Here is a 20,625-nt window from a genome sequence, read left to right on the forward strand (position 1 = left end):
CGAAAGGCTGTGGGCATGAGGATCCCTTCTTCTCGATTCGGCGCGGGCGGCGCCTTCACCGTCCTCAACCCGGCGACGGGCCGCCCCGTGGCGGACGTGGGTCTCGCCGATCTGGGCGAGACCGATGCGGCGATCGCGCGCGCTCATCGCGCCTACCCTGCCTGGCGCGCGGTCGCGCCGGGGGAGAGGGCGCGGCTGCTGCGGTCGTTCGCCGCGGTCGTGGAGGCGCACATCGACGAGCTCGCCGCGCTCGAGGTGGCCAACGCGGGCCACACGATCGGCAACGCCCGCTGGGAGGCCGGCAACGTGCGCGACGTGCTGAACTACTACAGTGCGAGCCCGGAGCGGCACTTCGGCAAGCAGATCCCCGTGCCCGGTGGCATCGACGTGACCTTCCACGAGCCGCTCGGCGTGGTCGGCATCATCGTGCCCTGGAACTTCCCGATGCCGATCGCCGGCTGGGGGTTCGCCCCCGCGCTCGCCGCAGGCAACACGGTGGTGCTCAAGCCGGCCGAGCTCACCCCGCTCACCGCGATGCGCCTGGGCGAGCTCGCCCTCGAAGCGGGCCTCCCCGAGGGCGTGTTCACCGTGATCACCGGCAAGGGCAGCGTGGTCGGCGATCGCTTCGTCACCAACCCGCTCGTGCGCAAGGTGTGCTTCACCGGGTCGACCGAGGTCGGCAAGGGGATCATGCGCGGCTGCGCGGATCAGGTCAAGCGCCTCACGCTCGAGCTCGGCGGCAAGAACGCGAACATCGTGTTCGACGACGCGGACCTGGAGGCCGCGGCTGCGGCGGCCCCCGGGGGCGGCCTCGACAACGCCGGCCAGGACTGCTGCGCACGCTCGCGGATCCTCGTCCAGGAGACGGTCTACGAGCGGTTCCTCGAACTGTTGCAGCCCGCGGTCGAGGGCTTCCGCGTGAAGGATCCGACCGCCGAGGACGCGGAGATGGGACCGATGGTCTCGGCCGCGCAGCGCGATGCGGTCGCCGCGCACCTGGACGGCGCTGACATCGCGTTCCGCGGCCAGAGCGGTGCGGGCGCGGACGGGGACGGCGGATTCTGGCTCGCCCCCGCGGTCGTGCTGCCCCGGGACGCCGCGGACCCCGTCTGGTCCCAGGAGCTGTTCGGCCCGGTGCTCGCGGTCATGCCGTTCCGCGACGAGGCCGACGCGATCGCCAAGGCCAACGACACCGAGTACGGACTGAGCGGATCCATCTTCAGCCGGGACATCGGCCGCGCCCTGCGCGTCGCCCGCGGCGTGGAGAGCGGGAACCTCTCCATCAACTCGCACTCCTCGGTGCGCTACTGGACCCCGTTCGGCGGGTTCAAGCAGTCCGGACTCGGGCGCGAGCTCGGACCCGACGCGCCGGACTCCTTCTCCGAGGTGAAGAACGTCTTCATCTCGACGACGTACTGAATCCCTCCCCACACAGCGAAAGGCAACACAGGAATGGGAAAGCTCGAAGGCAAGGTCGGCGTCATCACCGGCGGCTGCAGCGGCATCGGACTGGCGACGGCGAAGAAGTTCGTCGCGGAGGGTGCGAAGGTCGTGATCGGCGATCTCGACGAGACCAACGGCCCGCGCATCGCGGAAGAGCTCGGCGGTACGTTCGTGAAGGTGAACGTCACCGACCAGGCCGAGGTCGAGAACCTGTTCAAGGTCGCGCACGACACCTACGGCCGCATCGACATCGCCTTCAACAACGCCGGGATCTCGCCCGCCTCGGACGACTCGATCCTGAAGACCGGCATCGAGGCGTGGAACCTGGTGCAGGACGTGAATCTCACCAGCGTCTACTACTGCTGCAAGGCGGTGCTGCCCTACATGCTGGAGCAGGGCAGCGGATCCATCATCAACACCGCGTCGTTCGTGGCGATCATGGGCGCGGCGACCTCGCAGATCTCGTACACGGCGTCGAAGGGCGGCGTGCTCGCGATGACCCGCGAGCTCGGCGTGCAGTTCGCCCGCAAGGGGATCCGCGTGAACGCGCTGTGCCCCGGCCCGGTGAACACGCCGCTGCTGCAGGAGCTGTTCGCGAAGGACCCGGAGCGCGCCGCGCGGCGTCTCGTGCACGTCCCGATGGGGCGCTTCGCCGAGCCGGAGGAGATCGCGAACGCCGTCGCCTTCCTCGGCAGCGACGAGTCGAGCTTCATCACCGCGATGGACTTCCTCGTCGACGGAGGGCTCTCGAACGCGTACGTCACGCCGCTGGATTCGGACTTTGACTGACGCTTCGACGGGCTCGGGGACCGTGACTCCGATCATCGGGCTCACGACCTACCGCCAGGCCGCCGATTGGGGCACCTGGCGGCAGGTCGAGGCCGATCTGCTGCCGAGCGACTACGCGCGCTCGATCGAGCGCGCCGGCGGGATCCCCGTCCTGCTGCCGCCGGTCGCCGCCCCGGATGCGGCCGCCGCCGTGCTCGCCCGGCTCGACGGCATCCTCATCGCGGGGGGCGCCGATGTGAACCCCGAGCGCTACGGCCAGCAGCCCGATCCGAGCGTGGTGCGCTGGTACGACGACCGCGACGCCTGGGAGCTCGCGCTCCTGGCCGAGGCGGAGCGGATCCGGCTGCCGCTGCTCGGGATCTGCCGGGGTATGCAGCTCATGGCCGTGGCGTCCGGCGGTGCTCTCGTGCAGCACCTGCCCGACGTCGTGGGGCACGACCGGCACGCCGGCGGACCGACCTCGTACGGCACGGCCGAGGTGCGCGTGGACGCGGAGGGCCGGGTCGCGGAGCTGGTGGCGCCGGAGCTCACGGTCCCTGTGCACCACCATCAGGCCGTCGCGCAGCACCCCGGCTATCGTGCGGTCGCCCACGACACGGACGGCGTGCTCCAGGCGATCGAGGGGGAGGGGGATCGGTTCGCGGTCGGGGTGCAGTGGCATCCCGAGACGCACGACGACCCCGCTCTGTTCGACGGATTGGTCGCCGCGGCGCGGGAGCGCGTGCGGAACCGGGGGCACGGCTAGACTCGTCCGAGCACGACCGAGCAGGAGAGACGTGGCGAAGAAGACGAAGGACGACACCCCGATCGGGCCGACCGGCCGTCCCTACCAGGGATTCCCCATCCCCGCCCCGCTGAAGGCGCATGGCCCTGCGCGCATCATCGCGCTCTGCAACCAGAAGGGCGGCGTCGGCAAGACGACCACGTCGATCAACCTGGCGGCGTCGCTCGCCGAATACGGACGCAAGGTGCTCGCGGTGGACTTCGACCCGCAGGGCGCGCTCTCCGCCGGTCTCGGGATCCCGACGCACGACATCCCCACGGTCTACGACCTGCTGCTGGACACCAAGCGCGACGCGCACGACGCGATCGTGCACACGGGCGTCGAGGGCCTCGACCTCATCCCGGCCAACATCGACCTCTCCGCGGCCGAGGTACACCTGGTGAACGAGGTCGCCCGGGAGACCATCCTCTCGCGCGTGCTGCGCCAGGTGGCGGGGGAGTATGACGTCATCCTCATCGACTGCCAGCCCTCGCTCGGGCTGCTGACGGTCAACGCCCTCACCGCGGCCCACGGCGTGCTGATCCCGCTGGAGTGCGAGTTCTTCGCGCTGCGCGGCGTCGCCCTGCTCATCGAGACCATCGACAAGGTGCGCGACCGGCTCAACCCGTCGATCCAGCTCGACGGCCTGCTCGCCACCATGTACGACGCGCGCACGCTGCACTCCCGCGAGGTGCTGGAGCGGGTCGTCGAGGCGTTCGGCGACGACGTGCTGGAGACCGTGATCGGGCGCACCGTGAAGTTCCCCGACGCCTCGGTGTCGGGCGTGCCGATCACCGAGTTCGCGCCGGAGCATCCCGCCGCACAGGCGTACCTGCGACTGGCCCGGGAGCTGGTCGCGCGTGGCGCCGTCGCCTGACGCGGCTCCTGAGCCTGTCGAGGGGCCGGCCGCCGGCAGCGGGACGGGACTCGAGCCCGATACCGGGTTCCGGGTGTCCCTCTCGAACTTCGACGGGCCGTTCGACCTGCTCCTCACCCTCATCTCGAAGCATGAGATGGACATCACCGAGGTGTCGCTGAGCAAGGTGACCGACGAGTTCATCGCCTACCTGCGCGAGCTAGGCCCGGACCCTTCGACGGGCTCAGGGGCCGATCTCGACGAGACGAGCGAGTTCCTGGTCGTCGCCGCGACGCTGCTCGACATGAAGGTCGCCGGCCTCCTGCCGCAGGGCGAGCTGGTCGATGCGGAATCCGTCGCCCTCCTCGAGGCCAGGGATCTGCTGTTCGCGCGTCTGCTGCAGTACCGCGCGTTCAAGGAGGTCTCCGCGTGGTTCGCGCGCAGCCTCCAGTACGAGGACCGGCGGCACGCCCGCGCGGTACGCCTCGACGAGAAGCACCGTGCGCGCACCCCCGAGCTGGTCTGGACGCTGACCGCCTCCGACTTCGCCACTCTCGCGCTGCTGGCGTTCGCTCCGAAGGAGATCCCGACCGTCGGCCTGGACCACCTGCACGCGCCGCTCGTGAGCATCCGCGAGCAGGCGGCGATCGTGGTGACCCTGCTGCGCAGCGCGGAGTCCGTCACCTTCCGCGAGATCGTCGCGGGCGCCACCGAGCCCGGGATCGTGGTGGCGCGTTTCCTGTCCGTGCTCGAGCTGTACCGCCACGCCGCGCTCAGCTTCGAGCAGCTCGAGCCGCTCGGCGAGCTGACCCTGCGCTGGTCGGCGGAGCACTGGTCCGACGAGATGCTGGCGACGTTGGGAGCCGACTATGACCGATGACCGATCGACAGGGGCCGTGCCGGTGACGGACGGGCCGACGGACGAGGTCCGGGCGGCGACCGCCGAGGCGCCCCTGACCGAGCGCCTCGAGGCGATCCTGCTCATCATCGAGGAGCCGCACAGCCTGGTCTCGCTCGCCGCCGCCGTGGGCGCACCGGTGCCCGCCGTGCGGCAGGCGATCGAGTCGCTCGTCGACGAGTACGACGGCCGGGGCCAGGGGCCGCGTCGCGGCTTCGAGCTGCGCGAGGTCGGCGGCGGCTGGCGGCTGTACGTGCGCGAGGACTACGACGACCTCGTCGCGGACTTCGTCGGCGGCCAGGCGCCCGCAAGGCTCTCGCAGGCCGCGCTCGAGACGCTCGCCGTGATCGCCTACAAGCAGCCCGTGACCCGCAGCCAGGTCGCATCGATCCGGGCCGTGAACGTCGACTCCGTGGTGCGCACGCTGGTGGGACGCGGTCTCATCACGGAGCTCTTCCAGGACTCCGAGACCGGCGCGATCAACTACGGCACGACCGACCTGCTGCTGCAGAACCTCGGCATCAACTCGCTCGACGAGCTGCCGCCGATCTCCCCGCTGCTCGACGACGGCTCGGAAGGATTCACCGAAAGGGCATGATGACCGAACTTCCTGATGGCGTGCGCCTGCAGAAGGTGCTCGCGAACGCGGGCGTCGCCTCGCGACGCGTGATCGAGCAGTACATCGTCGAAGGACGGATCCGGGTGAACGGATCCGTCGTGACGGAGCTGGGGACCCGGATCGACCCCGAGAAGGACCTCGTCGACGTCGACGGCACGGCGGTGCAGCTGGACACCGGCAAGCGCTACGTGATGCTCAACAAGCCCACCGGCGTGGTCTCGTCGATGAAGGACGAGAAGGGGCGCCCGGATCTGCGCCGCTTCACCCGGGAGTACGAGGAGCGCCTCTACAACGTCGGACGCCTGGACGCGGAGACCAGCGGCCTGCTCATCCTCACGAACGACGGCGACCTCGCGCACGTGCTCGCGCACCCGTCGTTCGGCGTGACCAAGGTCTACATCGCGAAGGTCGACGGGCGGGTCACCCCGCAGACCATCGCGAAGCTCACACGCGGGATCGAACTCGAAGACGGCCCCATCGCCGCCGACAAGGCGCGCCTGCTGGACGCCTCGGCGGGCTCGGCAGCCGGAGGCGGATCCAGCCTCGTCGAGCTCACCCTGCACTCCGGACGCAACCGCATCGTGCGCCGGATGCTCGCCGCTGTCGGACATCCGGTCACGGAACTCGTGCGCCGCCAGTTCGGCCCGCTGCACCTGGGAACCCTCCCGGCGGGGAAGTCGCGCGAACTGACTAAAATCGAACTCGGCGCGCTTCTGACCCTGTCGCGCCAGGAATCCCCCGCGGGCGGCGCTTCAGATCCTACGAGCCCGCGCGGAGACGCACAGGAGAACGAGTGAGCGACACGAGCAGGACGCCCCTCGAGCGTGCCGCGAGACTTTCCGGAACCGTCCGGATCGTCGGCGCGGGGCTGCTCGGCGCCAGCATCGGGCACGCGCTCACCGCGAAGGGCGTCGATGTCGCGCTCTCCGACACGTCGCCGGCGCAGCTGCGCCTGGCCATCGACTACGGAGCGGGTCGCGCAGCGCGGGACGACGACGCCCCCGCGCTCGTCGTCGTCGCCGTGCCGCCGGACGTCACGGCCGACGTGATCGAGGCCGAGCTGTCGCGCTACCCCGACGCCGTGGTGACGGATGTCGCGAGCGTCAAGCTCGAACCGCTGCGTGCGCTGCGCGAGCGCGGCGTCGATCTGACGCGCTACATCGGATCCCACCCGCTCGCCGGACGCGAGCGCGGGGGAGCGATCTCCGCACGCGCCGACATCTTCATCGGCCGCCCCTGGGTGGTGTGCCGCGACGAGGAGACGCGTCCTGCGGATCTCGCTCTCGTGGAAGGGCTCGCGCTCGATCTCGAGGCGATGCCGCTCGAGATGACCCCGGAGGAGCACGACCGTGCGGTGGCGCTCACCTCCCACGTGCCCCAGGTCGTCGCGAGCCTGCTCGCCGCGCGCCTCGCCGACGCCGAGGACGGCTCGCTCCGCCTCGCCGGACAGGGAGTGCGCGACACCACGCGCATCGCCGCGTCCGCGCCCGAGTTGTGGGTGCAGATCCTCGGGGCGAACGCCGCTCCCGTCGTTTCGGTGCTCGACGCGCTCGCCGCCGACCTCGCCGACGTCGCGGACGCGCTGCGCGATCCCGACCGGGCGGGCTCCCGGCGCACGGTCGCCGAGACCATCCGGCACGGCAACGAGGGCGTCGAGCGACTGCCGGGCAAGCACGGCCAGAACCGCCGATTCGAGTCGTTCGTGGTCATGATCGACGACACCGCGGGCCAGCTCGGACGCCTGTTCGGCGAGCTCGGCGAGCTCGAGGTCAACGTCGAGGACCTGCGCCTGGAGCACTCTCCCGGCGCGCAGTTCGGTCTCGCCGAGATCAGCGTCGCCCCGGCGGCGCTGCGCGGTGCGGTCGAGGGACTGGAGGCCAGGGGATGGCGGATTGCGAGCATGCCGGATGACTGACTCGACCTCCAACTCGGGGACCTCGACGCCCTTCATCGTCGCGGTCGACGGACCCGCTGGATCCGGGAAGTCCAGCGTCTCCAAGGCCGTCGCGCGACGCCTCGGCTACGGCTTCCTCGACACGGGGGCCGCGTATCGCGCACTGGCCTGGCACGTTCTGGACCGTGGCGCGGACACCGCGGACGAGGACGCGGTGCTCGCGGCTGCCGCGGACTTCCCCTTCCGTCAGGGACTGGATCCCGATGACCGTCTCGTGCACGTCGGCGATGTGGACGTCACGACGGCGATCCGCGAGCCGCGGGTGTCGGGGGCGGTGAGCGGCGTCGCGCGCGTGCCCGCCGTCCGCGTGCAGGTGAACGACGCGTTCCGACGCATCGTGCGAGAGTCGGACTACCCCGCCGTGGTGGTGGAGGGGCGCGACATCACGACCGTCGTCGCCCCCGACGCACCGGTGCGGATCCTGCTCACGGCGGCGCCCGAGGTGCGCGCCGCACGGCGGGCGGCGGAGCTCGATGCGGAGGACGCGGCCGCGGTCGCGGCGGCGCTGCATCGGCGCGACGCCAAGGACAGCGCGGTGGTGGACTTCCTCACCGCCGCAGAGGGCGTGGAGGTCGTGGATTCGACCGACCTCGACTTCGACCAGACCATCGACGCCGTGATCGCGGTGATCGAGAGATGTGCGCCCGAGGCGCAGCGAGGAGCCGATCATGGCTGACGAAGAGTACGAAGGCGGCGAGGACCGCCTCGCCGAGAAGCTGGACGCGATGGACGAGGAGCTCGTCGAGTCGCGCGCCGCGACTCTGCGCGCCGGCCTCGAGGACTACGAGCTGGACGACGAGGACGCCGAGCTGCTGGCCGGCCTCGTCGGTGGCGAGGACGGCATCGAGATCCTGCCGGCGCTGCCGGTGGTCGCGATCGTCGGCCGGCCCAACGTCGGCAAGTCCGCGCTGGTGAACCGCATCCTGGGCCGCCGCGAAGCAGTGGTGGAGGACACCCCGGGGGTGACCCGCGACCGCGTCACGTACAAGGCCGAGTGGATGGACCGCCGCTTCACGCTGGTCGACACCGGCGGCTGGGAGCCGGACGCGAAGGGCATCGACCGCTCGGTCGCCGCGCAGGCTGAGGTCGCGATCGACCTCAGCGACGTCGTGCTCTTCGTCGTCGACGCGATGGTCGGGGCCACCTCGACCGACGAGCACGTCGTGAGGCTGCTGCGCAAGAGCGGCAAGCCGGTGTTCCTGGTCGCGAACAAGATCGACGACGCCCGGCAGGAGCCCGAGGCCGCAGCTCTGTGGAACCTCGGTCTCGGAGAGCCGTACCCGGTGTCCGCGATCCATGGTCGCGGAGTCGCGGACCTGCTCGACGCGATCATGGAGAAGCTCCCCGAGGTCTCCGCGGTGGCGAAGCAGGAGATCGGCGGACCTCGTCGCGTCGCGATCCTGGGGCGTCCGAACGTGGGCAAGTCGTCCCTCCTGAACAAGGCGGCGGGGGAGGAGCGCGTGGTCGTCAACGATCTCGCCGGCACCACCCGCGACCCGGTGGACGAGATCGTCGAGCTCGGCGGCAAGATGTGGCGCTTCGTCGACACCGCCGGCATCCGCCGCCGCGTGCACCTGCAGCAGGGCGCGGACTTCTACGCGTCGCTGCGCACTTCGGCCGCGCTGGAGAAGGCCGAGGTCGCTGTGGTCGTGCTCGACGTGAGCCAGCCGATCAGCGTGCAGGACCTCAACATCATCGACCTGGTGCTCGAATCGGGCCGGGCGCTCGTGCTGGCGTTCAACAAGTGGGACCGCCTGTTCGACGACGACATGGAGAACCAGGACCGCCGGCGGTACCTGGAGCGCGAGATCGAGCAGGACCTGGCGCACGTCGCCTGGGCGCCCCGCGTGAACATCTCGGCCAAGACGGGCCGTCACCTGGACAAGCTCGTGCCGGCGCTGGAGACCGCGCTGGAGAACTGGGACCGCCGCATCCCCACCGGCAAGTTCAACGCCTTCCTCACCGAGCTCGTGGCCGCCCACCCGCACCCGCTGCGCGGCGGCAAGCAGCCGCGGATCCTGTTCGGCACCCAGGCGTCGACGCGACCGCCGACATTCGTGCTGTTCACGACCGGCTTCCTGGACCCGGGCTACCGCCGGTTCATCCAGCGGCGCCTGCGCGAGCTGTACGACTTCGAGGGCACGCCCATCGTGATCAACATGCGGGTGCGCGAGCGCCGGCAGCGCTGAGGCACGCGGCCCGCGTCGCTCAGGCGATGCGGGCCGGGCGCACCATCGCGGTGCGATCGGGTTCGGTGAACCCGTACTGCCGGTACAGGCCGTGGGCATCGCTCGTGAACAGTGTCCAGCGCATGTCCGCACCGGGACCGTCATCGATCATGAGCTGCATCAGGCGCTTGCCCAGACCGTGGCCGCGGTGCTCGTCGAGCACGTAGACGTCGGCGACGTAGGCGAAGCCGACACCATCCGAGACGGCGCGGGCGAAACCGACCTGCTCGCCGGTGTCGGTGCGGTACACGCCGACCACCCGCCACGCGTTCGCGATCTGTGTCTCCACGTCGGCGCGGGTGCGCCACCGACCCCAGTACGCCTCGGTCGAGAGCCACTCCCACACCGCGTCGACCTGGATCCGCGTCGGGTCGTCGTCGAGTTCGTAGGCGTCGGATTCCTGGGCTGCGCTCATGTGCACCATTCTTGCAAGGGCCGGGGCGCCCGGCCGCCGCGAGCCGTCGGCGTCGTGTCTGCAACTTGCCGTCGCACTCGGCCACCGCTCGACGGCGTGTGAAAGGCTGGAAGAGTGACGATCGTTCCCCCCGCTCCCGGCGAACCCCGGCGCCCGTTCGGGCCGCTCGATTCGGGTGACGCCTGGGTGGTGTCGCCGACGGGAGAGCGCTACTGGGGGCGGTTCGGCGCGGCGGGTCTGCTCGCCTACGATCCCGACCGCGGAGTCCTGCTGCAGCACCGGGTCGCCTGGTCCCACCACGGCGGGACCTGGGCGCTCCCGGGCGGCGCGAAGCACGCCGACGAGTCCGCGCGCGAGGGGGCGATCCGAGAGGCGCAGGAGGAGGCCGGTGTTCCCGACGGCGCCGTGCGGGCGCGGTTCGAGAGCGTGATGGAGCTCGGCATCTGGAGCTACACGACCGTCGTCGCCGACGTGGTGGTGCCGTTCGAGCCGGTGATCAGCGATCCCGAGAGCCTTGCGCTCGAGTGGGTGCCCGTCGACGAGGTCGACGCCCGGCCGCTCCACCCCGGTTTCGCGTCGGCGTGGCCCGAGCTGCGTGCGCTGCTGACCGTACGCCCCGTCGTGGTGGTCGATGCGGCGAACGTGGTCGGATCCGTTCCCGACGGCTGGTGGAAAGATCGCGCGGGCGCGACCGCGAGACTGCGCGACCGTCTCGACGTCTGGGCCCAGCGCGGGGTCGAGGCGTCGCGCGTCGCCCTCGACTCCACGCGCTGGCACCCGCGCGTGGTGCTGGTCACCGAGGGGGCGGCCAGGGACGTCGCCGATCCCGAGGATCGCGACGACGTGGCGTGCGCCGTGGAGATCGTCCGGGCGCCGGCGGCGGGCGACGACAGCATCGTCGCGGTCGTGGCAGAGCACGTCGCGGCCGGGGACCGGGTGTTCGCGGTCACGAGCGATCGCGGCCTGACCGAACGGATCGAGGCGCTGCCGGGTGACGGAGACCCCGCCGAAGTGCGCCCCGTGCGGTGGCTGCTCGATCAGCTCGACCAGGTGCCCGTCGCGGAATCGTCGGTGCCGACCGCCGGGAACTGAGCAAGTCGGCCGGCGTTCAGCCCGTCGGGTGAGCGCGGTCATGTGAACATGACCCGTCGCGGCGGGTGGTCGTCATAGCTGCGGCCGAGTGGGCTGGTCCAGCGCACGGCGCCGTCGGGGAGCTGATGCGCCGTCCAGCGCAGGACCTCGTGCAGATCCGGATGCTTGAGCGGATGGTGGCTCGGACAGAAGTCCGCGAGGTTCGATGGCTCGGTCCGCCCGCCCTTCGCGTAGTCGTGGTTGTGGTCGATCTCGCATCGCGTGACGGGGATCGGGCACCCGGGGAACCGGCAGCGCTGGTCCCGCGCCCGGAGGAGTCTTTTCATCGCCTCCGTCGGCGTGTAGCGGTCGACCGCGGTGATGACTCCCTCCGGGTCCAGGAACAACCGGTTCCACCCGGTAACGGTTCGTGCGAATTCCCGGGCGATGTCGGGAAGCAGCGGGCCGTGCCCGTCGAGCTCGGCGAGCCGCTCGTCCTCGCCGGTCAGCGTTGTCGCCGCAACGGTGACCTGCACCGTGGCGCGGATCGAGTCCGGGCCTGCGCCGAGCACGTCCGAGGGATCGGCGGCGAGAAGCAGGTCGACGAGCGCGTCCGCCTCGAGCTGCGCTCCGGTGCGACCGCCTGTTGCGGGGAAGAGCTCGTCAGAGGCCGACCGTTCCTCGCGATCGGCGCCGTCAGGGATCATGGAAGCCGCATCGGGGGAAGGCGATGCCGAGGCCTTACCCGGAGCCCTGTCCCGCGATGTCCCGGTGATCGCTTTGGCGACACGGCGCAGCCGGTCCTTGATGGCGACCGCATACACCTCGGGCAGCACAGCCGTGAGCAGAGCCATGCCCTCGTCCAGGGGGCGTACGGTCACGCAGCGTTCGTCGAGGGCCCTGCGGTGCCGCTCGCTCAGCGATCCTCCCGCGATGACCGCGGCGATCTGCCGGGCGGTCACTCGGGTGCGCGTTGGGGAGTCCCGCTCCGCTACGGCGAGGCATGCCTGCTCGTAGGTCACGAACGCCGCCGCGTCGATGCGCCGATTGCGTACCGCATCGCGGACCGGATCGGATGCCGACAGGATCGCCCGTACGTGCTGCACCGCGATCGTTCCGCGCCGCAGCGCGTCATGCACACCGGGGAAGTGCATCGACAGTGCCTCGGCATCGGCGAACGCGCTCTCCACGGCGCCGGATCCGATGTGACCGGCTGCGGCGTACTCGGCGATCATCGAACGGCGCGCCATGTCTCGATGCACGGGGTGTTCCGCGACATCCTGATCGAACAGCGCCGCTCGTGTGGCGAGCAGATCCGCTGCCTCCGCCTCGAGGCGGGCGATCCGGGCCCGCTTCGCCACCCACGCGTCCAGCAGCACGGTGCGGTCTGCGACCGGTGGGCGAGTGTGTCGTGGCATACCGCAAGCTTAGAACATGCGTTCGAAAGTGTGGGATGCCCTGTGGATAACTCGCCAGCCGTGGTCAGGGAGATTCGCGGCCGCGGAGACGATCGATGTCGCGCCGTTCCCGCTTGGTCGGCCGACCCGCCCCGCGGTCCCGCAGGCCTGCCGCGGCGACGGGGTCGCGTGGCGGCGTGCGGTCCTCGGCCGCGACGGCGGCCAACGGAGCGCCCACGCGCTTCACGAGCGTCTGCCGCACGATCAGGATGCGGTCGAAGCCGCTGATCCGGATCCGCAGCTCGTCGCCGATCTTCACGGTCTGCGCCGCCTTCACGCGGTCCCCGTTGAGGCGCACGTGTCCGGCACGGCAGGCGGTGGTCGCCGCGGAGCGGGTCTTGAACACGCGCACCGCCCACAGCCAGCTGTCGATGCGGACGGGGCCGTTCGCCCAGGGCTCGGCGTTCATGCGATCGCCTCCCGGGTGCCGTCGGCGGCGGGGAGCCGGGTGTCGACGGCGTCCCCGCCGTGGCGGAGAGCGCGGAGAGCACCCGCCACGATCAGACCCTGGCCGATCGTGTAGGTGACCATCACCGCGGGGCTGGTCCAGTCCGGCATGGCATCGGGGAGGAACAGCCGGAAGGCGAGGATCGTGTCGCTGGAGAGGAAGAAGGCGCCGCCCCACGCGATCATCGATCCGCAGCGTGCCGACGTCGCTGCAGTTCCGGCGAGCACGACGCCGTAGGCGCCGACGGCCGCGAGCAGCGACCCGGTGTGCGGCCCGAGCACCATGATCATCAGCAGCCACCAGAGCACGAAGACCACGGTCCACAGCGGGAGGCGTCGCACGCGCAGATGACGCAGGAAGAGCGCGATGTAGGCGATGTGGGCGAGCCCGAAGAACCCCAGCATCAGCGGCAGCTCCGGGGCGAAGGGGAAGAACAGCCCGGCCTCGTCGCCGAGCCATGAGAAGAACAGCGCCGCGAGCAGCAGCATCACGGCCGCGCGCGGGGCGAGGGTTTTCCACGCCAGCAGCACCGGCAGGGCGAGCAGCGGCATCAGCAGCGCCTTCGTGGGCGTCGTCAGCGGCCCGTGCATCGCGTTCGAGGCGACGTGGATCAGCGACATCCCCAAGTACGGGATGAACGGCCACAGGGCGCGAAGTCGGGTGCGGCTCTGCATCCCTCCATCGTAGGAGCGTGGTGCCTTGCGCTCGGACGGATCCGGATCCACGCGTCGGTCAGGAGGCGAGATCCAGAGCGACCAGCGGGCGCCCTGAGCGCAGTTCGCCGACGACCGAGAAGCCGGCGCCCACGAACGTGGACAGTGGTCCGTGGAACAGGTCGTTCGACGACACCTTCACCGCGGCGGTGTCGACCGGGTAGCCCTCGACGAGACGCGCGCCCGCATCGCGCGCGTACTCGACGGCGGCTGCGAGCAGTGCCGCGTTGAGCCCCTTGCCGCGATGGTCGCGCCGCACCGAGAAGCAGGTGACGGCCCAGACGCTGCCGTCCTCGAACGGCTCCTGCGTGGCCGCGGCGATCGCACGCGTGTACGCCAGACGCGCCTGCGCGGGGCGCGGACCGATGCGGATCCAGCCTGCGGCCTCGCCGTCGACGTACGCGACGATGCCCGGCGGGGGACCGTTCGTGATCTCGTCGCGCAGGATCTCGACGCGCTGCTCCTTGGTCGTGGCGTTCCAGTCCTTGTTGCGCAGCAACGGCCAGACGCACTGGCAGGAGGCGCCGTCGCCTCCTCCGGTGAGGGCCCGCTGCACGTCATCCCACTCCGTGGGCGTCGCTGCCTTCGTCGTGATCGTGGTCATGCCGTCGACCCTACGCGCGGCCGCCGACATCCGCGCCGCGCCCGGGACTGCACCGGTTCGCGGAGCCCCCGGGAGTCGGCTACGATGGGGGAGTTGCCCGCGCTCCGGCGCGGTCGTCCACGGGCTGTGGCGCAGCTTGGTAGCGCACTTGACTGGGGGTCAAGGGGTCGCAGGTTCAAATCCTGTCAGCCCGACCGCAAGCCCTGATGAGAAATTGCCTTCTCATCAGGGCTTTTGTTCTTCCCGCGTAAGTGCGGGGCTGGGTGTTCCTCGCAGCTTAGCCAGCCTAGTGGGCCAAAAAGTGAAGATTTAGTGGGCCAATTTTCTGGCAGCACACTGCCCGCCTCGTTGCCGAGACGAGCGAGTGAACCAGTTCAGAGACGTGGTGAAGGGTGCTGAGGGTTCTCCTTCCTGCGCCTGCGCGTTGGTTTGGCGAGGAACTGGTTGGCGAGCTGTGCGGCCTCATTCAGGTGCCGGTGATCCGGATGAAGGTAGCCCTTGGTGGTCTCGATCGAGGCGTGGCCGAGGATGCGCTGCAGCACGTGCAATGGGACGCCGGAGTCCGCGAGCCAGGTTGCTCCGGTGTGACGGAGACCGTGGCGTTTCAGGTTCTCGAGACCGAGATTGGTGACGAGCGCATCCCAGTTGGTGGCGTCGCGCAATGTTGCGGTTGTGATAACCCCGCGTCGTGGCCCGCGCAATAGCGGCTCGTCAGGTTCCTTGCCTGCAGAGAGCCTGATCAAGATCGGTTCGAGCGTGTCGAGGATCGGTGCGTAGCGCGTTCTACGGCCTTTGGTCTCTTTCGTGACCAGCCCTCCTTTGCCAGGGTAGGTCTGTCGTTCGATCGTCACGACCCGGTTGGCCCAGTCGATATCCCCGACTCGCAAGCCAGCGACTTCTGATCCTCTTGCCGAGAGCAGCGCACAGAGCATGACGTGGTCGGAGTAGCTTTGATGAATCTCGCCGCAACCCTCTGCCAGCCGATTCAGCGTGTCGAGATCCGGGATAGCGAGCACTCGGAAACCACCGGTCTGACGGTTGTCGTCCTTGCCATATGTCCGGCGTGCGCGTGTGCGCGCCGGATTGGAAGGAATCACCTCGTCGCGTACTGCGACATCAAGGACGCGCACGAGAGGGGCGATGCTGTTCTTCACCGTCGATGGCCCGTGTTCGGTTTCCCAGCGGTCGATCGTGCGGTCGATCAGGCCGGTGCTGATCCTGCTGACTTTCAGATGCCCCAGGGCGGGCAGCACGCGTAGTCGCAGACCGACGTCATAGCCTTCAACGGTGGACGTGGGGTCGAGACCGCGCTGCCACCGGTCGCCGATGGAATCCACATAGTCCTTGAGCGTGATGAGGGTGTTCGCGCCTGTCTCGGTGGACTGCCGCATCTTCTCGAAGAAGGCTTCCGCTTCTTCCGAGGTCGCGACGAACTCCGATCGGCTGGGACGCTTCTTGGTGTGAGGATCGGTCCAGCGTACGCGCGCGAGCAGCCCGGTTCCTCGCTTTTCGGTGCTCTCGGTGAGCTTCACGCCGAGCGGCGGCATCTGGTGCTTGCGCGGGTCAGCCATGGTCGGCCTCGCATTCCAGAACCCAGGCGCGTACTGTCGGCGGGTTGTAGCGGGCGACGCCACCGACCCGCACGAACGGTGGCCCCTCCTGCTGGCTGCGCCATCGGGAGAGCGTTGCTTGTGAGACGTTCAGGAACTCGGCGGCTTCGCGGGAATTCCAGAGCGGTTCGACGGCATCAGTCGTCACGAACATCATCGGCTGACCGCTGTGCACGGAGGAACTCGTCTTCGATCTCCTGACGCGCCTGCACGTCCGCCGCCACGAAGTCGATGAAGTCCTCTGCGCGATCCGTGATCGTCTCGTCTTCGATCGGTCCCTGCGGGTCCTCGCCCGGCCAGATGGTCTGCCGTGTCGGGCGGTCGCGGTCGATCCGGGTGCCGCAGGTAGCGACCCATTCGCGGAGCCGGTCGCGGGTCGCCGCGAAGTCGGTGTGCCAGGCGATCGGCCCGGAGGCCGATTGGTCGGGGTCGTAGCTCGCGATCCAGTACAGATGCAGAGCCGAGAACTCCCATACCAGCTCGGGGTGCCGGTGCCAGAACGGAGGCACGACCGACGCAGGCAGACCGTAGGTGCGGCGGAGCCAGTCAACCCACTGGTTCAGCGCCAACCATTCCGCTTCGGCGTCGCCCGAGGAGAGGAGATTCCAGTTGATCGGGCGCGGTGGCTCCGGGAGCGCGGTGCCGGCCATGAGCTGGTCGTACAGGTCGTCTTCCTCGATCTCGGGATCGAACTCTGCCTCGGGCTCGTCGCTGGGCGTCGGAGGCGGCGGGATCTCGCTCACGCTGGTCACCGCCCCAGCACCATCGCGGCCGGAGCACGAAACTCGACCGCCGCCGACGGGGACGATGCGGGCAGCGTAGGCGCGGCGTCGACCGGGCGAGGGCTTCGCGTTACCGTGTAGCGCGGATGCGAGGTATCGAAGAGAAGCTTGTCGGCACGGAACTGGATCTGATCGACGCTCTCTCCGCGACGCTCGAACGTCCGGGAGTGGAACTCGCCGAGCGCGATCACATCGTCGCCCTCGGTGAACAGCTCGAAGGCGGTCTCGGCTCGGGTACCCAGAACGGTGAGCCCGACATAGGCGGTGCCCGTGAGCGTGAAGGTGCCGTCGTCCTGGCGCTGGTATTGCTTCTGGCCGAGCTGGGTCACGAACAGCAGTAGTCCGTTCTGCAGCCGCTTCAACTGCGGGGTTCCGGCGAGGTACCCGGCTACTGAGGTCTTGGATCGCATGTCCATCGCATTTCTCCTGCCTGCGCCGCGCCGGTCGCGGTTCTACTCCGTAGGTGCGCCGCCGTCGCCCGCGAACCCGCGGTAATGCAACTGCGCTTCGACCTCGGCACGGTCAGCGACGAGCTGCGCACTGTCCGTGCGCTCGGTCCAGCGACGCAACCGTGTGACGATCGGGGGTGCCGCGCGGAGGAGCACGAGTCCGGTGCCGAACGGGAGCCGGCGGATCGTGTCGGGCGGCATGATCGGGACCCGGCGGATGGAGCGTTGCGCGGAACGGGAGCCGTGGTCGCCGACGGTCGTGGAGTCGGTGATTTCGTCGCGTTCCCCGATGAGGGTTGAGAGGTCTTGGAGGTCGCGGCTGTTGGAGGCGCCGCCGAGGACGATCTTCACGATCGCGGCATCCCAGATCGCGTGCGCCGCGTTCTCGGACCACCGCTCCCGGGCTTGGGCGAGGGATTGCAGGACGGGCATGGTCGTGATCCCGGTCCCGCCGCCTTCGGCCATGAGCGTCGGCAACGAGGGTAGCGGGGACAGGTTCGCGACCTCGTCGAGCGCGAGCAGCAGCGGCGGGTCGAGCCGGGCGCCCGGACTGCGTGCCGCGAGCCGGCGTGCGGCTTCCACCACGTCTTCGATGAGTGCCGCCACCAGGGGTGCACTGTTGTTCGCACCTGCGGCGGTCGCGAGGAGATACAGCGTGCCGCGCTGTTCCAGAAACACCTCAGGGTCGAACACCTCGTCCGGGGCGGGTGTCACGGCGTTGAGCACGCGCGGGTCCGCGAGGGCAGCGAGTGCGAGGGAGACGCCTTGCCAGATCGAGTCCCGGGTTCGCGGGTCGGCGTCGATCATCGCCTGCAGCGCTTCTGCCCAGCCGCCGGCCGCCATCGGGTGCGCGGCGAGGATCGAGACGGCATCGCCGGCGGCGGCGGGGTCGAGCGTCCACCGGAACAGGTCGGCTGGCTGTCGATGGTCGAGGGCGGCGGCGTGGAGCAGGCATTGGAGGGCGACGCGGGTCTTCGCTTCCCAGAAGTCACCGCCTTCAACGCCGCCTTTCCCGAGCCCGGTCGCAGAAGCCAACCCCGACGCGCGGATCATCGCAGTCAGCGGGTCCGCGCAGCCGCGGACAGGCGACCAGCGCAGCCCCGCCGGGATGCCATCGGCCAGGTGCTGCGGGTCGAACACCGCGACCGGGCCAACCTTCTGACGGGCACGGATCGTCGCGGTCACATTGTCAGGCCGGGTGCTGGTCGTGATGACCGCGCCGGGCGCGCTGAGGATCGTGTTGATGACGATGTGGACGCCCTTCCCAGAGCGGGGCGGCCCGATCAGCAAGATCGAGTCCTCGACCGACGCCCACACCTCGATCCCGCGGGAGGCCCCGATCCGATACCCGACATCCGCCGGCTCCGGCTGGTCGAGGGAAGGGCGCAGGTTTCCTGCCCGGGCAAGCAGCGCCCGCGGCGAACCGGCATGCGTGACTTCGGCGCGGGTCGCGATCCCGGCGATCCGGTACGGGTCCATCACCTGCCGCCGCGAGTGATGGCGAAGCAGGATCCAGACCCACCAGGCGGCAGCCCCGGCGCCGAGGATCAGCGCCCCGGCGATCAGCCAATACACGACAGGGTTGAGTCCGGGAGCGTCGAGGGCGTCAGCGGGATCACCTGGCCGCAGCAGCACTCCGGCGCCGGCACCGAGGCCGGCTTCCGGTTGCGGGATCCCGGTGACGAACGCGGCGATGTTCCCCGCGGCATGGAGGAGCACAGCGATCAGGCCAAGGCCGGCGAGGAGGACGAGGGCGGCGTTGGTGAGTTCGTCGCCGAGCGTCCCGGTCGGCCGGATCGGACTGCTCATGTGGGTTGGCCGATGCAGATGGTGCCGGAGATCCGGCCGAGCAGGATCACCTCTCGTGTCGGCGCGTGATCGAGGTAGCGGGCATCGATCAGCGTGCGGGAGATCCCGTCCGGGCCGGTCTCGGTGTGTGCGATCACGATTGCCACGGCCACGTCCTCACCGGGCACGAATCCGGACCCGGTGAACTCTGCCAGTCTCGGTCGCACCGGCTCGGACTGGCGCTGTGCGGCCTCGACGGTCTGATTGACGTGTTGCTGCGCCGGCACGGGAGTCGGCGCTGGTGGCGCGGCCGTACGTCGCGGCTTGGGTGGGACGCGGTAGTCGGTGATGACCCTGCCGTCGGTTTCGATCACGTCGAGGCGGAGCGTCTGCCCGGGCCGCCCATCGCTGATTGCATCGACGATGTGCGGGTAGGAAGCGCGTCGCCACGGTGGCGCGAACTCCGCTGGAAGATACGGGGCACCATCGACGGTGACGTGCAAGGTGCCGTCATCCTGGACGACCATCCGCACCATCACCACCACGGACGTATCGGCTTGCGCGCGGGCGCGCTTCGACATGCTGTTCTCCTTCGAGATCACAGAGGGACACCGCACCGTCGCTCGGTCACGGGCGTGCGGCCATGGGTGGTTCAGAGGGCGGCGCGGCGAGCGGTCTTACCTGCATCCGGTGCGGCTCGGCGGGCGACTTCTTGGATTGCAGGGCTGAGGAACGATGGTGGGGCGGGGTCGAGGAGTTCGGTGATGTCGCCTGCGTGGGTGATGACCTCGGCGAGGCCTTCCCGCAGCAGCCGGTGACAGCCGGATGATGCGGCGGAGGTGATGGGGCCGGGGATAGTGCCGACGGGGCGTCCAAGCTCGGCCGCGCGGGCGGCTACGAGCAGCGACCCGGACCGGTATCCAGCCTCGGGGATGATGCTCGCGCCGCCGAGGGCTGCGAGGAGGCGGGCGCGGGCGATGAATCGCCACTTGGTCGGCGCCGTCGCCGGTGGCGTCTCGCTGATCTGGATTCCGCCGGCATCGACGATGTCTCCGAAGAGTTCCGCGTGCCCGGACGGGTAGGGGCGATCCAGGCCGCCGGCGAGGACGGCGATCGTGGAAGCGGAGCGGGCAGCGAGGGCAGCACGGTGCGCGGCGGCATCGATCCCGTACGCGCCGCCCGCGACGACGATCCGCGGCCCCCGCAAGAGATCCGACACGAGTTCCCGCGTGACGTGCTCCCCATACGAGGAAGAAGCGCGCGCCCCGGTAAACGTCACCCGTGACGACAGTGAAGAGGTGAGCAGCTCGGGATTCCCCTTCGCCCACAGCATCACCGGGGCCCGGTCACCGAGATCCGCGAACGACGCCGGCCACCCCGCCCGGCCGGGCGTGAGGACGCGGAGCTGATGCTGGTCGGTGAGGCGGGCCACCTGGTCGGCGAGACCATCGAACAGCCGAGCCGCGGTCGCCTCTCGCCACTGAGTCCCCAGCACCGGGTCGACCTGGGCGGGAAGCGGAATGCGCGGGTTCCGGAGCAGCGCGAGGGTCTCGGCGGGGCCGATGATCCGGAGCAGTTGACCGGTGACGGTATGCCAGGGTTCGGTGAGCGCGGCGATCTCCATCCGCGCGCGTGCATCGTCGCTGTCCTGCATGACCTCTGCCCTCCCTGAAACTGTTTCTCAGGGGGCAGGTGCGCCGGGCGGGCATACGAGAACGGGCGGAACCGGGCCGGCCCT

Annotated in this window: 23 protein-coding genes and 1 tRNA gene; 12 read left to right on the forward strand and 12 right to left on the reverse strand. The window is 69.9% G+C overall.

Annotated features, from left to right (window positions below; translation table 11 throughout):
* Positions 1 to 15 precede the first annotated feature (15 nt).
* The 10 genes from RL72_RS05030 to der are packed head-to-tail and all read left to right on the forward strand — an operon-like array spanning position 16 to position 9,511.
* Positions 16 to 1,419, forward strand: a complete 1,404-nt coding sequence (locus RL72_RS05030; RefSeq protein ID WP_045249726.1) for an aldehyde dehydrogenase family protein — start codon at positions 16 to 18, stop codon at positions 1,417 to 1,419.
* Between the two features lie 33 nt (positions 1,420 to 1,452).
* Entirely contained in the window at positions 1,453 to 2,232 is a 780-nt protein-coding gene (locus RL72_RS05035) for a 3-oxoacyl-ACP reductase (RefSeq protein WP_045249727.1), read from the forward strand.
* 22 nt (positions 2,233 to 2,254) lie between these two features.
* Positions 2,255 to 2,977 (forward strand): gamma-glutamyl-gamma-aminobutyrate hydrolase family protein, encoded by a 723-nt coding sequence (locus RL72_RS05040; RefSeq protein ID WP_052674202.1) that lies wholly within the window; start codon positions 2,255 to 2,257, stop codon positions 2,975 to 2,977.
* Positions 2,978 to 3,008: 31 nt separating this feature from the next.
* Positions 3,009 to 3,872 carry a ParA family protein gene (locus RL72_RS05045; protein WP_045249729.1) on the forward strand — a complete coding sequence of 288 codons (864 nt, stop codon included), beginning with the start codon at positions 3,009 to 3,011 and terminating at the stop codon, positions 3,870 to 3,872.
* Positions 3,856 to 4,731: a segregation and condensation protein A gene (locus RL72_RS05050; RefSeq protein ID WP_045249730.1), complete on the forward strand. Its 876-nt coding sequence runs from the start codon at positions 3,856 to 3,858 to the stop codon at positions 4,729 to 4,731. The genes RL72_RS05045 and RL72_RS05050 overlap by 17 nt, the downstream gene beginning before the upstream one ends.
* Positions 4,721 to 5,347 (forward strand): SMC-Scp complex subunit ScpB, encoded by a 627-nt coding sequence (scpB, locus tag RL72_RS05055; protein ID WP_045249731.1) that lies wholly within the window; start codon positions 4,721 to 4,723, stop codon positions 5,345 to 5,347. Before RL72_RS05050 ends, scpB begins: the two co-directional genes overlap by 11 nt.
* A complete protein-coding gene (locus tag RL72_RS05060) occupies positions 5,347 to 6,165 on the forward strand; it encodes a pseudouridine synthase (protein ID WP_045249732.1) in 819 nt (272 codons plus the stop codon). Before scpB ends, RL72_RS05060 begins: the two co-directional genes overlap by 1 nt.
* Complete coding sequence (locus RL72_RS05065) at positions 6,162 to 7,283, forward strand: prephenate dehydrogenase (RefSeq protein ID WP_045249733.1); 1,122 nt, start codon at positions 6,162 to 6,164, stop codon at positions 7,281 to 7,283. Before RL72_RS05060 ends, RL72_RS05065 begins: the two co-directional genes overlap by 4 nt.
* On the forward strand, positions 7,276 to 7,998 hold the full coding sequence (cmk, locus tag RL72_RS05070; protein ID WP_045249734.1) for a (d)CMP kinase: 723 nt from the start codon (positions 7,276 to 7,278) through the stop codon (positions 7,996 to 7,998). The genes RL72_RS05065 and cmk overlap by 8 nt, the downstream gene beginning before the upstream one ends.
* Positions 7,991 to 9,511 carry a ribosome biogenesis GTPase Der gene (gene der / locus RL72_RS05075; RefSeq protein WP_045249735.1) on the forward strand — a complete coding sequence of 507 codons (1,521 nt, stop codon included), beginning with the start codon at positions 7,991 to 7,993 and terminating at the stop codon, positions 9,509 to 9,511. The genes cmk and der overlap by 8 nt, the downstream gene beginning before the upstream one ends.
* A 19-nt stretch (positions 9,512 to 9,530) precedes the next feature.
* Here der and RL72_RS05080 read toward each other — a convergent pair whose 3' ends face one another.
* Positions 9,531 to 9,965, reverse strand: coding sequence for a GNAT family N-acetyltransferase (locus tag RL72_RS05080; protein WP_045249736.1), 435 nt, complete (start codon positions 9,963 to 9,965; stop codon positions 9,531 to 9,533).
* A 114-nt stretch (positions 9,966 to 10,079) separates the two neighbouring features.
* Here RL72_RS05080 and RL72_RS05085 point away from each other — a divergent pair, with 114 nt between their 5' ends.
* Positions 10,080 to 11,057 carry an NUDIX domain-containing protein gene (locus RL72_RS05085; RefSeq protein WP_045249737.1) on the forward strand — a complete coding sequence of 326 codons (978 nt, stop codon included), beginning with the start codon at positions 10,080 to 10,082 and terminating at the stop codon, positions 11,055 to 11,057.
* A gap of 38 nt (positions 11,058 to 11,095) precedes the next feature.
* On the opposite strand, the gene RL72_RS05090 is transcribed toward RL72_RS05085, so the two are convergent.
* From RL72_RS05090 to RL72_RS05105, 4 genes are all read right to left on the reverse strand, one after another.
* On the reverse strand, positions 11,096 to 12,454 hold the full coding sequence (locus tag RL72_RS05090) for an HNH endonuclease signature motif containing protein (protein ID WP_045249738.1): 1,359 nt from the start codon (positions 12,452 to 12,454) through the stop codon (positions 11,096 to 11,098).
* Between the two features lie 64 nt (positions 12,455 to 12,518).
* Positions 12,519 to 12,902, reverse strand: a complete 384-nt coding sequence (locus RL72_RS05095) for an RNA-binding S4 domain-containing protein (RefSeq protein WP_045249739.1) — start codon at positions 12,900 to 12,902, stop codon at positions 12,519 to 12,521.
* Entirely contained in the window at positions 12,899 to 13,615 is a 717-nt protein-coding gene (locus tag RL72_RS05100; RefSeq protein ID WP_045249740.1) for a lysoplasmalogenase family protein, read from the reverse strand. Before RL72_RS05100 ends, RL72_RS05095 begins: the two co-directional genes overlap by 4 nt.
* Before the next feature lie 58 nt (positions 13,616 to 13,673).
* Positions 13,674 to 14,258: a GNAT family N-acetyltransferase gene (locus tag RL72_RS05105; RefSeq protein ID WP_045249741.1), complete on the reverse strand. Its 585-nt coding sequence runs from the start codon at positions 14,256 to 14,258 to the stop codon at positions 13,674 to 13,676.
* Between the two features lie 120 nt (positions 14,259 to 14,378).
* Between RL72_RS05105 and RL72_RS05110 the strand changes: the two genes are divergently transcribed.
* Positions 14,379 to 14,452, forward strand: a tRNA-Pro gene (locus tag RL72_RS05110).
* Positions 14,453 to 14,632: 180 nt separating this feature from the next.
* On the opposite strand, the gene RL72_RS05115 is transcribed toward RL72_RS05110, so the two are convergent.
* The 7 genes from RL72_RS05115 to RL72_RS05140 form a co-directional block, all read right to left on the reverse strand.
* Positions 14,633 to 15,829: a tyrosine-type recombinase/integrase gene (locus RL72_RS05115; RefSeq protein WP_045249742.1), complete on the reverse strand. Its 1,197-nt coding sequence runs from the start codon at positions 15,827 to 15,829 to the stop codon at positions 14,633 to 14,635.
* Entirely contained in the window at positions 15,822 to 16,016 is a 195-nt protein-coding gene (locus tag RL72_RS19420) for a helix-turn-helix transcriptional regulator (protein WP_428838619.1), read from the reverse strand. The genes RL72_RS05115 and RL72_RS19420 overlap by 8 nt, the downstream gene beginning before the upstream one ends.
* Positions 16,006 to 16,518: a hypothetical protein gene (locus tag RL72_RS05120; RefSeq protein ID WP_248700386.1), complete on the reverse strand. Its 513-nt coding sequence runs from the start codon at positions 16,516 to 16,518 to the stop codon at positions 16,006 to 16,008. Before RL72_RS05120 ends, RL72_RS19420 begins: the two co-directional genes overlap by 11 nt.
* Before the next feature lie 98 nt (positions 16,519 to 16,616).
* Complete coding sequence (locus tag RL72_RS05125) at positions 16,617 to 17,066, reverse strand: single-stranded DNA-binding protein (protein ID WP_045249743.1); 450 nt, start codon at positions 17,064 to 17,066, stop codon at positions 16,617 to 16,619.
* Between the two features lie 36 nt (positions 17,067 to 17,102).
* Positions 17,103 to 18,908 carry a TraM recognition domain-containing protein gene (locus RL72_RS05130; protein ID WP_045249744.1) on the reverse strand — a complete coding sequence of 602 codons (1,806 nt, stop codon included), beginning with the start codon at positions 18,906 to 18,908 and terminating at the stop codon, positions 17,103 to 17,105.
* Positions 18,905 to 19,468, reverse strand: coding sequence for a hypothetical protein (locus tag RL72_RS05135; RefSeq protein WP_052674198.1), 564 nt, complete (start codon positions 19,466 to 19,468; stop codon positions 18,905 to 18,907). The genes RL72_RS05130 and RL72_RS05135 overlap by 4 nt, the downstream gene beginning before the upstream one ends.
* Positions 19,469 to 19,539: 71 nt before the next feature.
* Complete coding sequence (locus RL72_RS05140; RefSeq protein ID WP_045249745.1) at positions 19,540 to 20,541, reverse strand: DNA processing protein DprA; 1,002 nt, start codon at positions 20,539 to 20,541, stop codon at positions 19,540 to 19,542.
* Between the last annotated feature and the right edge of the window lie 84 nt (positions 20,542 to 20,625).

It is taken from the genome of Microbacterium azadirachtae, from assembly GCF_000956545.1.
GTDB classification, from domain to species: Bacteria; Actinomycetota; Actinomycetes; order Actinomycetales; family Microbacteriaceae; genus Microbacterium; species Microbacterium azadirachtae.

What these genes read in the sequence shown, in the direction of transcription:
- RL72_RS05030 (WP_045249726.1), top strand. Translation starts at nt 16, where the DNA reads ATGAGGATCCCTTCTTCTCGATTCGGCGCGGGCGGCGCCTTCACCGTC.
- RL72_RS05035 (WP_045249727.1), top strand. Translation starts at nt 1,453, where the DNA reads ATGGGAAAGCTCGAAGGCAAGGTCGGCGTCATCACCGGCGGCTGCAGC.
- scpB (WP_045249731.1), top strand. Translation starts at nt 4,721, where the DNA reads ATGACCGATGACCGATCGACAGGGGCCGTGCCGGTGACGGACGGGCCG.
- RL72_RS05060 (WP_045249732.1), top strand. Translation starts at nt 5,347, where the DNA reads ATGACCGAACTTCCTGATGGCGTGCGCCTGCAGAAGGTGCTCGCGAAC.
- cmk (WP_045249734.1), top strand. Translation starts at nt 7,276, where the DNA reads ATGACTGACTCGACCTCCAACTCGGGGACCTCGACGCCCTTCATCGTC.
- der (WP_045249735.1), top strand. Translation starts at nt 7,991, where the DNA reads ATGGCTGACGAAGAGTACGAAGGCGGCGAGGACCGCCTCGCCGAGAAG.
- RL72_RS05080 (WP_045249736.1), bottom strand. Translation starts at nt 9,965, where the DNA reads ATGAGCGCAGCCCAGGAATCCGACGCCTACGAACTCGACGACGACCCG.
- RL72_RS05090 (WP_045249738.1), bottom strand. Translation starts at nt 12,454, where the DNA reads ATGCCACGACACACTCGCCCACCGGTCGCAGACCGCACCGTGCTGCTG.
- RL72_RS05095 (WP_045249739.1), bottom strand. Translation starts at nt 12,902, where the DNA reads ATGAACGCCGAGCCCTGGGCGAACGGCCCCGTCCGCATCGACAGCTGG.
- RL72_RS05100 (WP_045249740.1), bottom strand. Translation starts at nt 13,615, where the DNA reads ATGCAGAGCCGCACCCGACTTCGCGCCCTGTGGCCGTTCATCCCGTAC.
- RL72_RS05105 (WP_045249741.1), bottom strand. Translation starts at nt 14,258, where the DNA reads ATGACCACGATCACGACGAAGGCAGCGACGCCCACGGAGTGGGATGAC.
- RL72_RS05115 (WP_045249742.1), bottom strand. Translation starts at nt 15,829, where the DNA reads ATGGCTGACCCGCGCAAGCACCAGATGCCGCCGCTCGGCGTGAAGCTC.
- RL72_RS05120 (WP_248700386.1), bottom strand. Translation starts at nt 16,518, where the DNA reads ATGGCCGGCACCGCGCTCCCGGAGCCACCGCGCCCGATCAACTGGAAT.
- RL72_RS05125 (WP_045249743.1), bottom strand. Translation starts at nt 17,066, where the DNA reads ATGGACATGCGATCCAAGACCTCAGTAGCCGGGTACCTCGCCGGAACC.
- RL72_RS05130 (WP_045249744.1), bottom strand. Translation starts at nt 18,908, where the DNA reads ATGAGCAGTCCGATCCGGCCGACCGGGACGCTCGGCGACGAACTCACC.
- RL72_RS05135 (WP_052674198.1), bottom strand. Translation starts at nt 19,468, where the DNA reads ATGTCGAAGCGCGCCCGCGCGCAAGCCGATACGTCCGTGGTGGTGATG.
- RL72_RS05140 (WP_045249745.1), bottom strand. Translation starts at nt 20,541, where the DNA reads ATGCAGGACAGCGACGATGCACGCGCGCGGATGGAGATCGCCGCGCTC.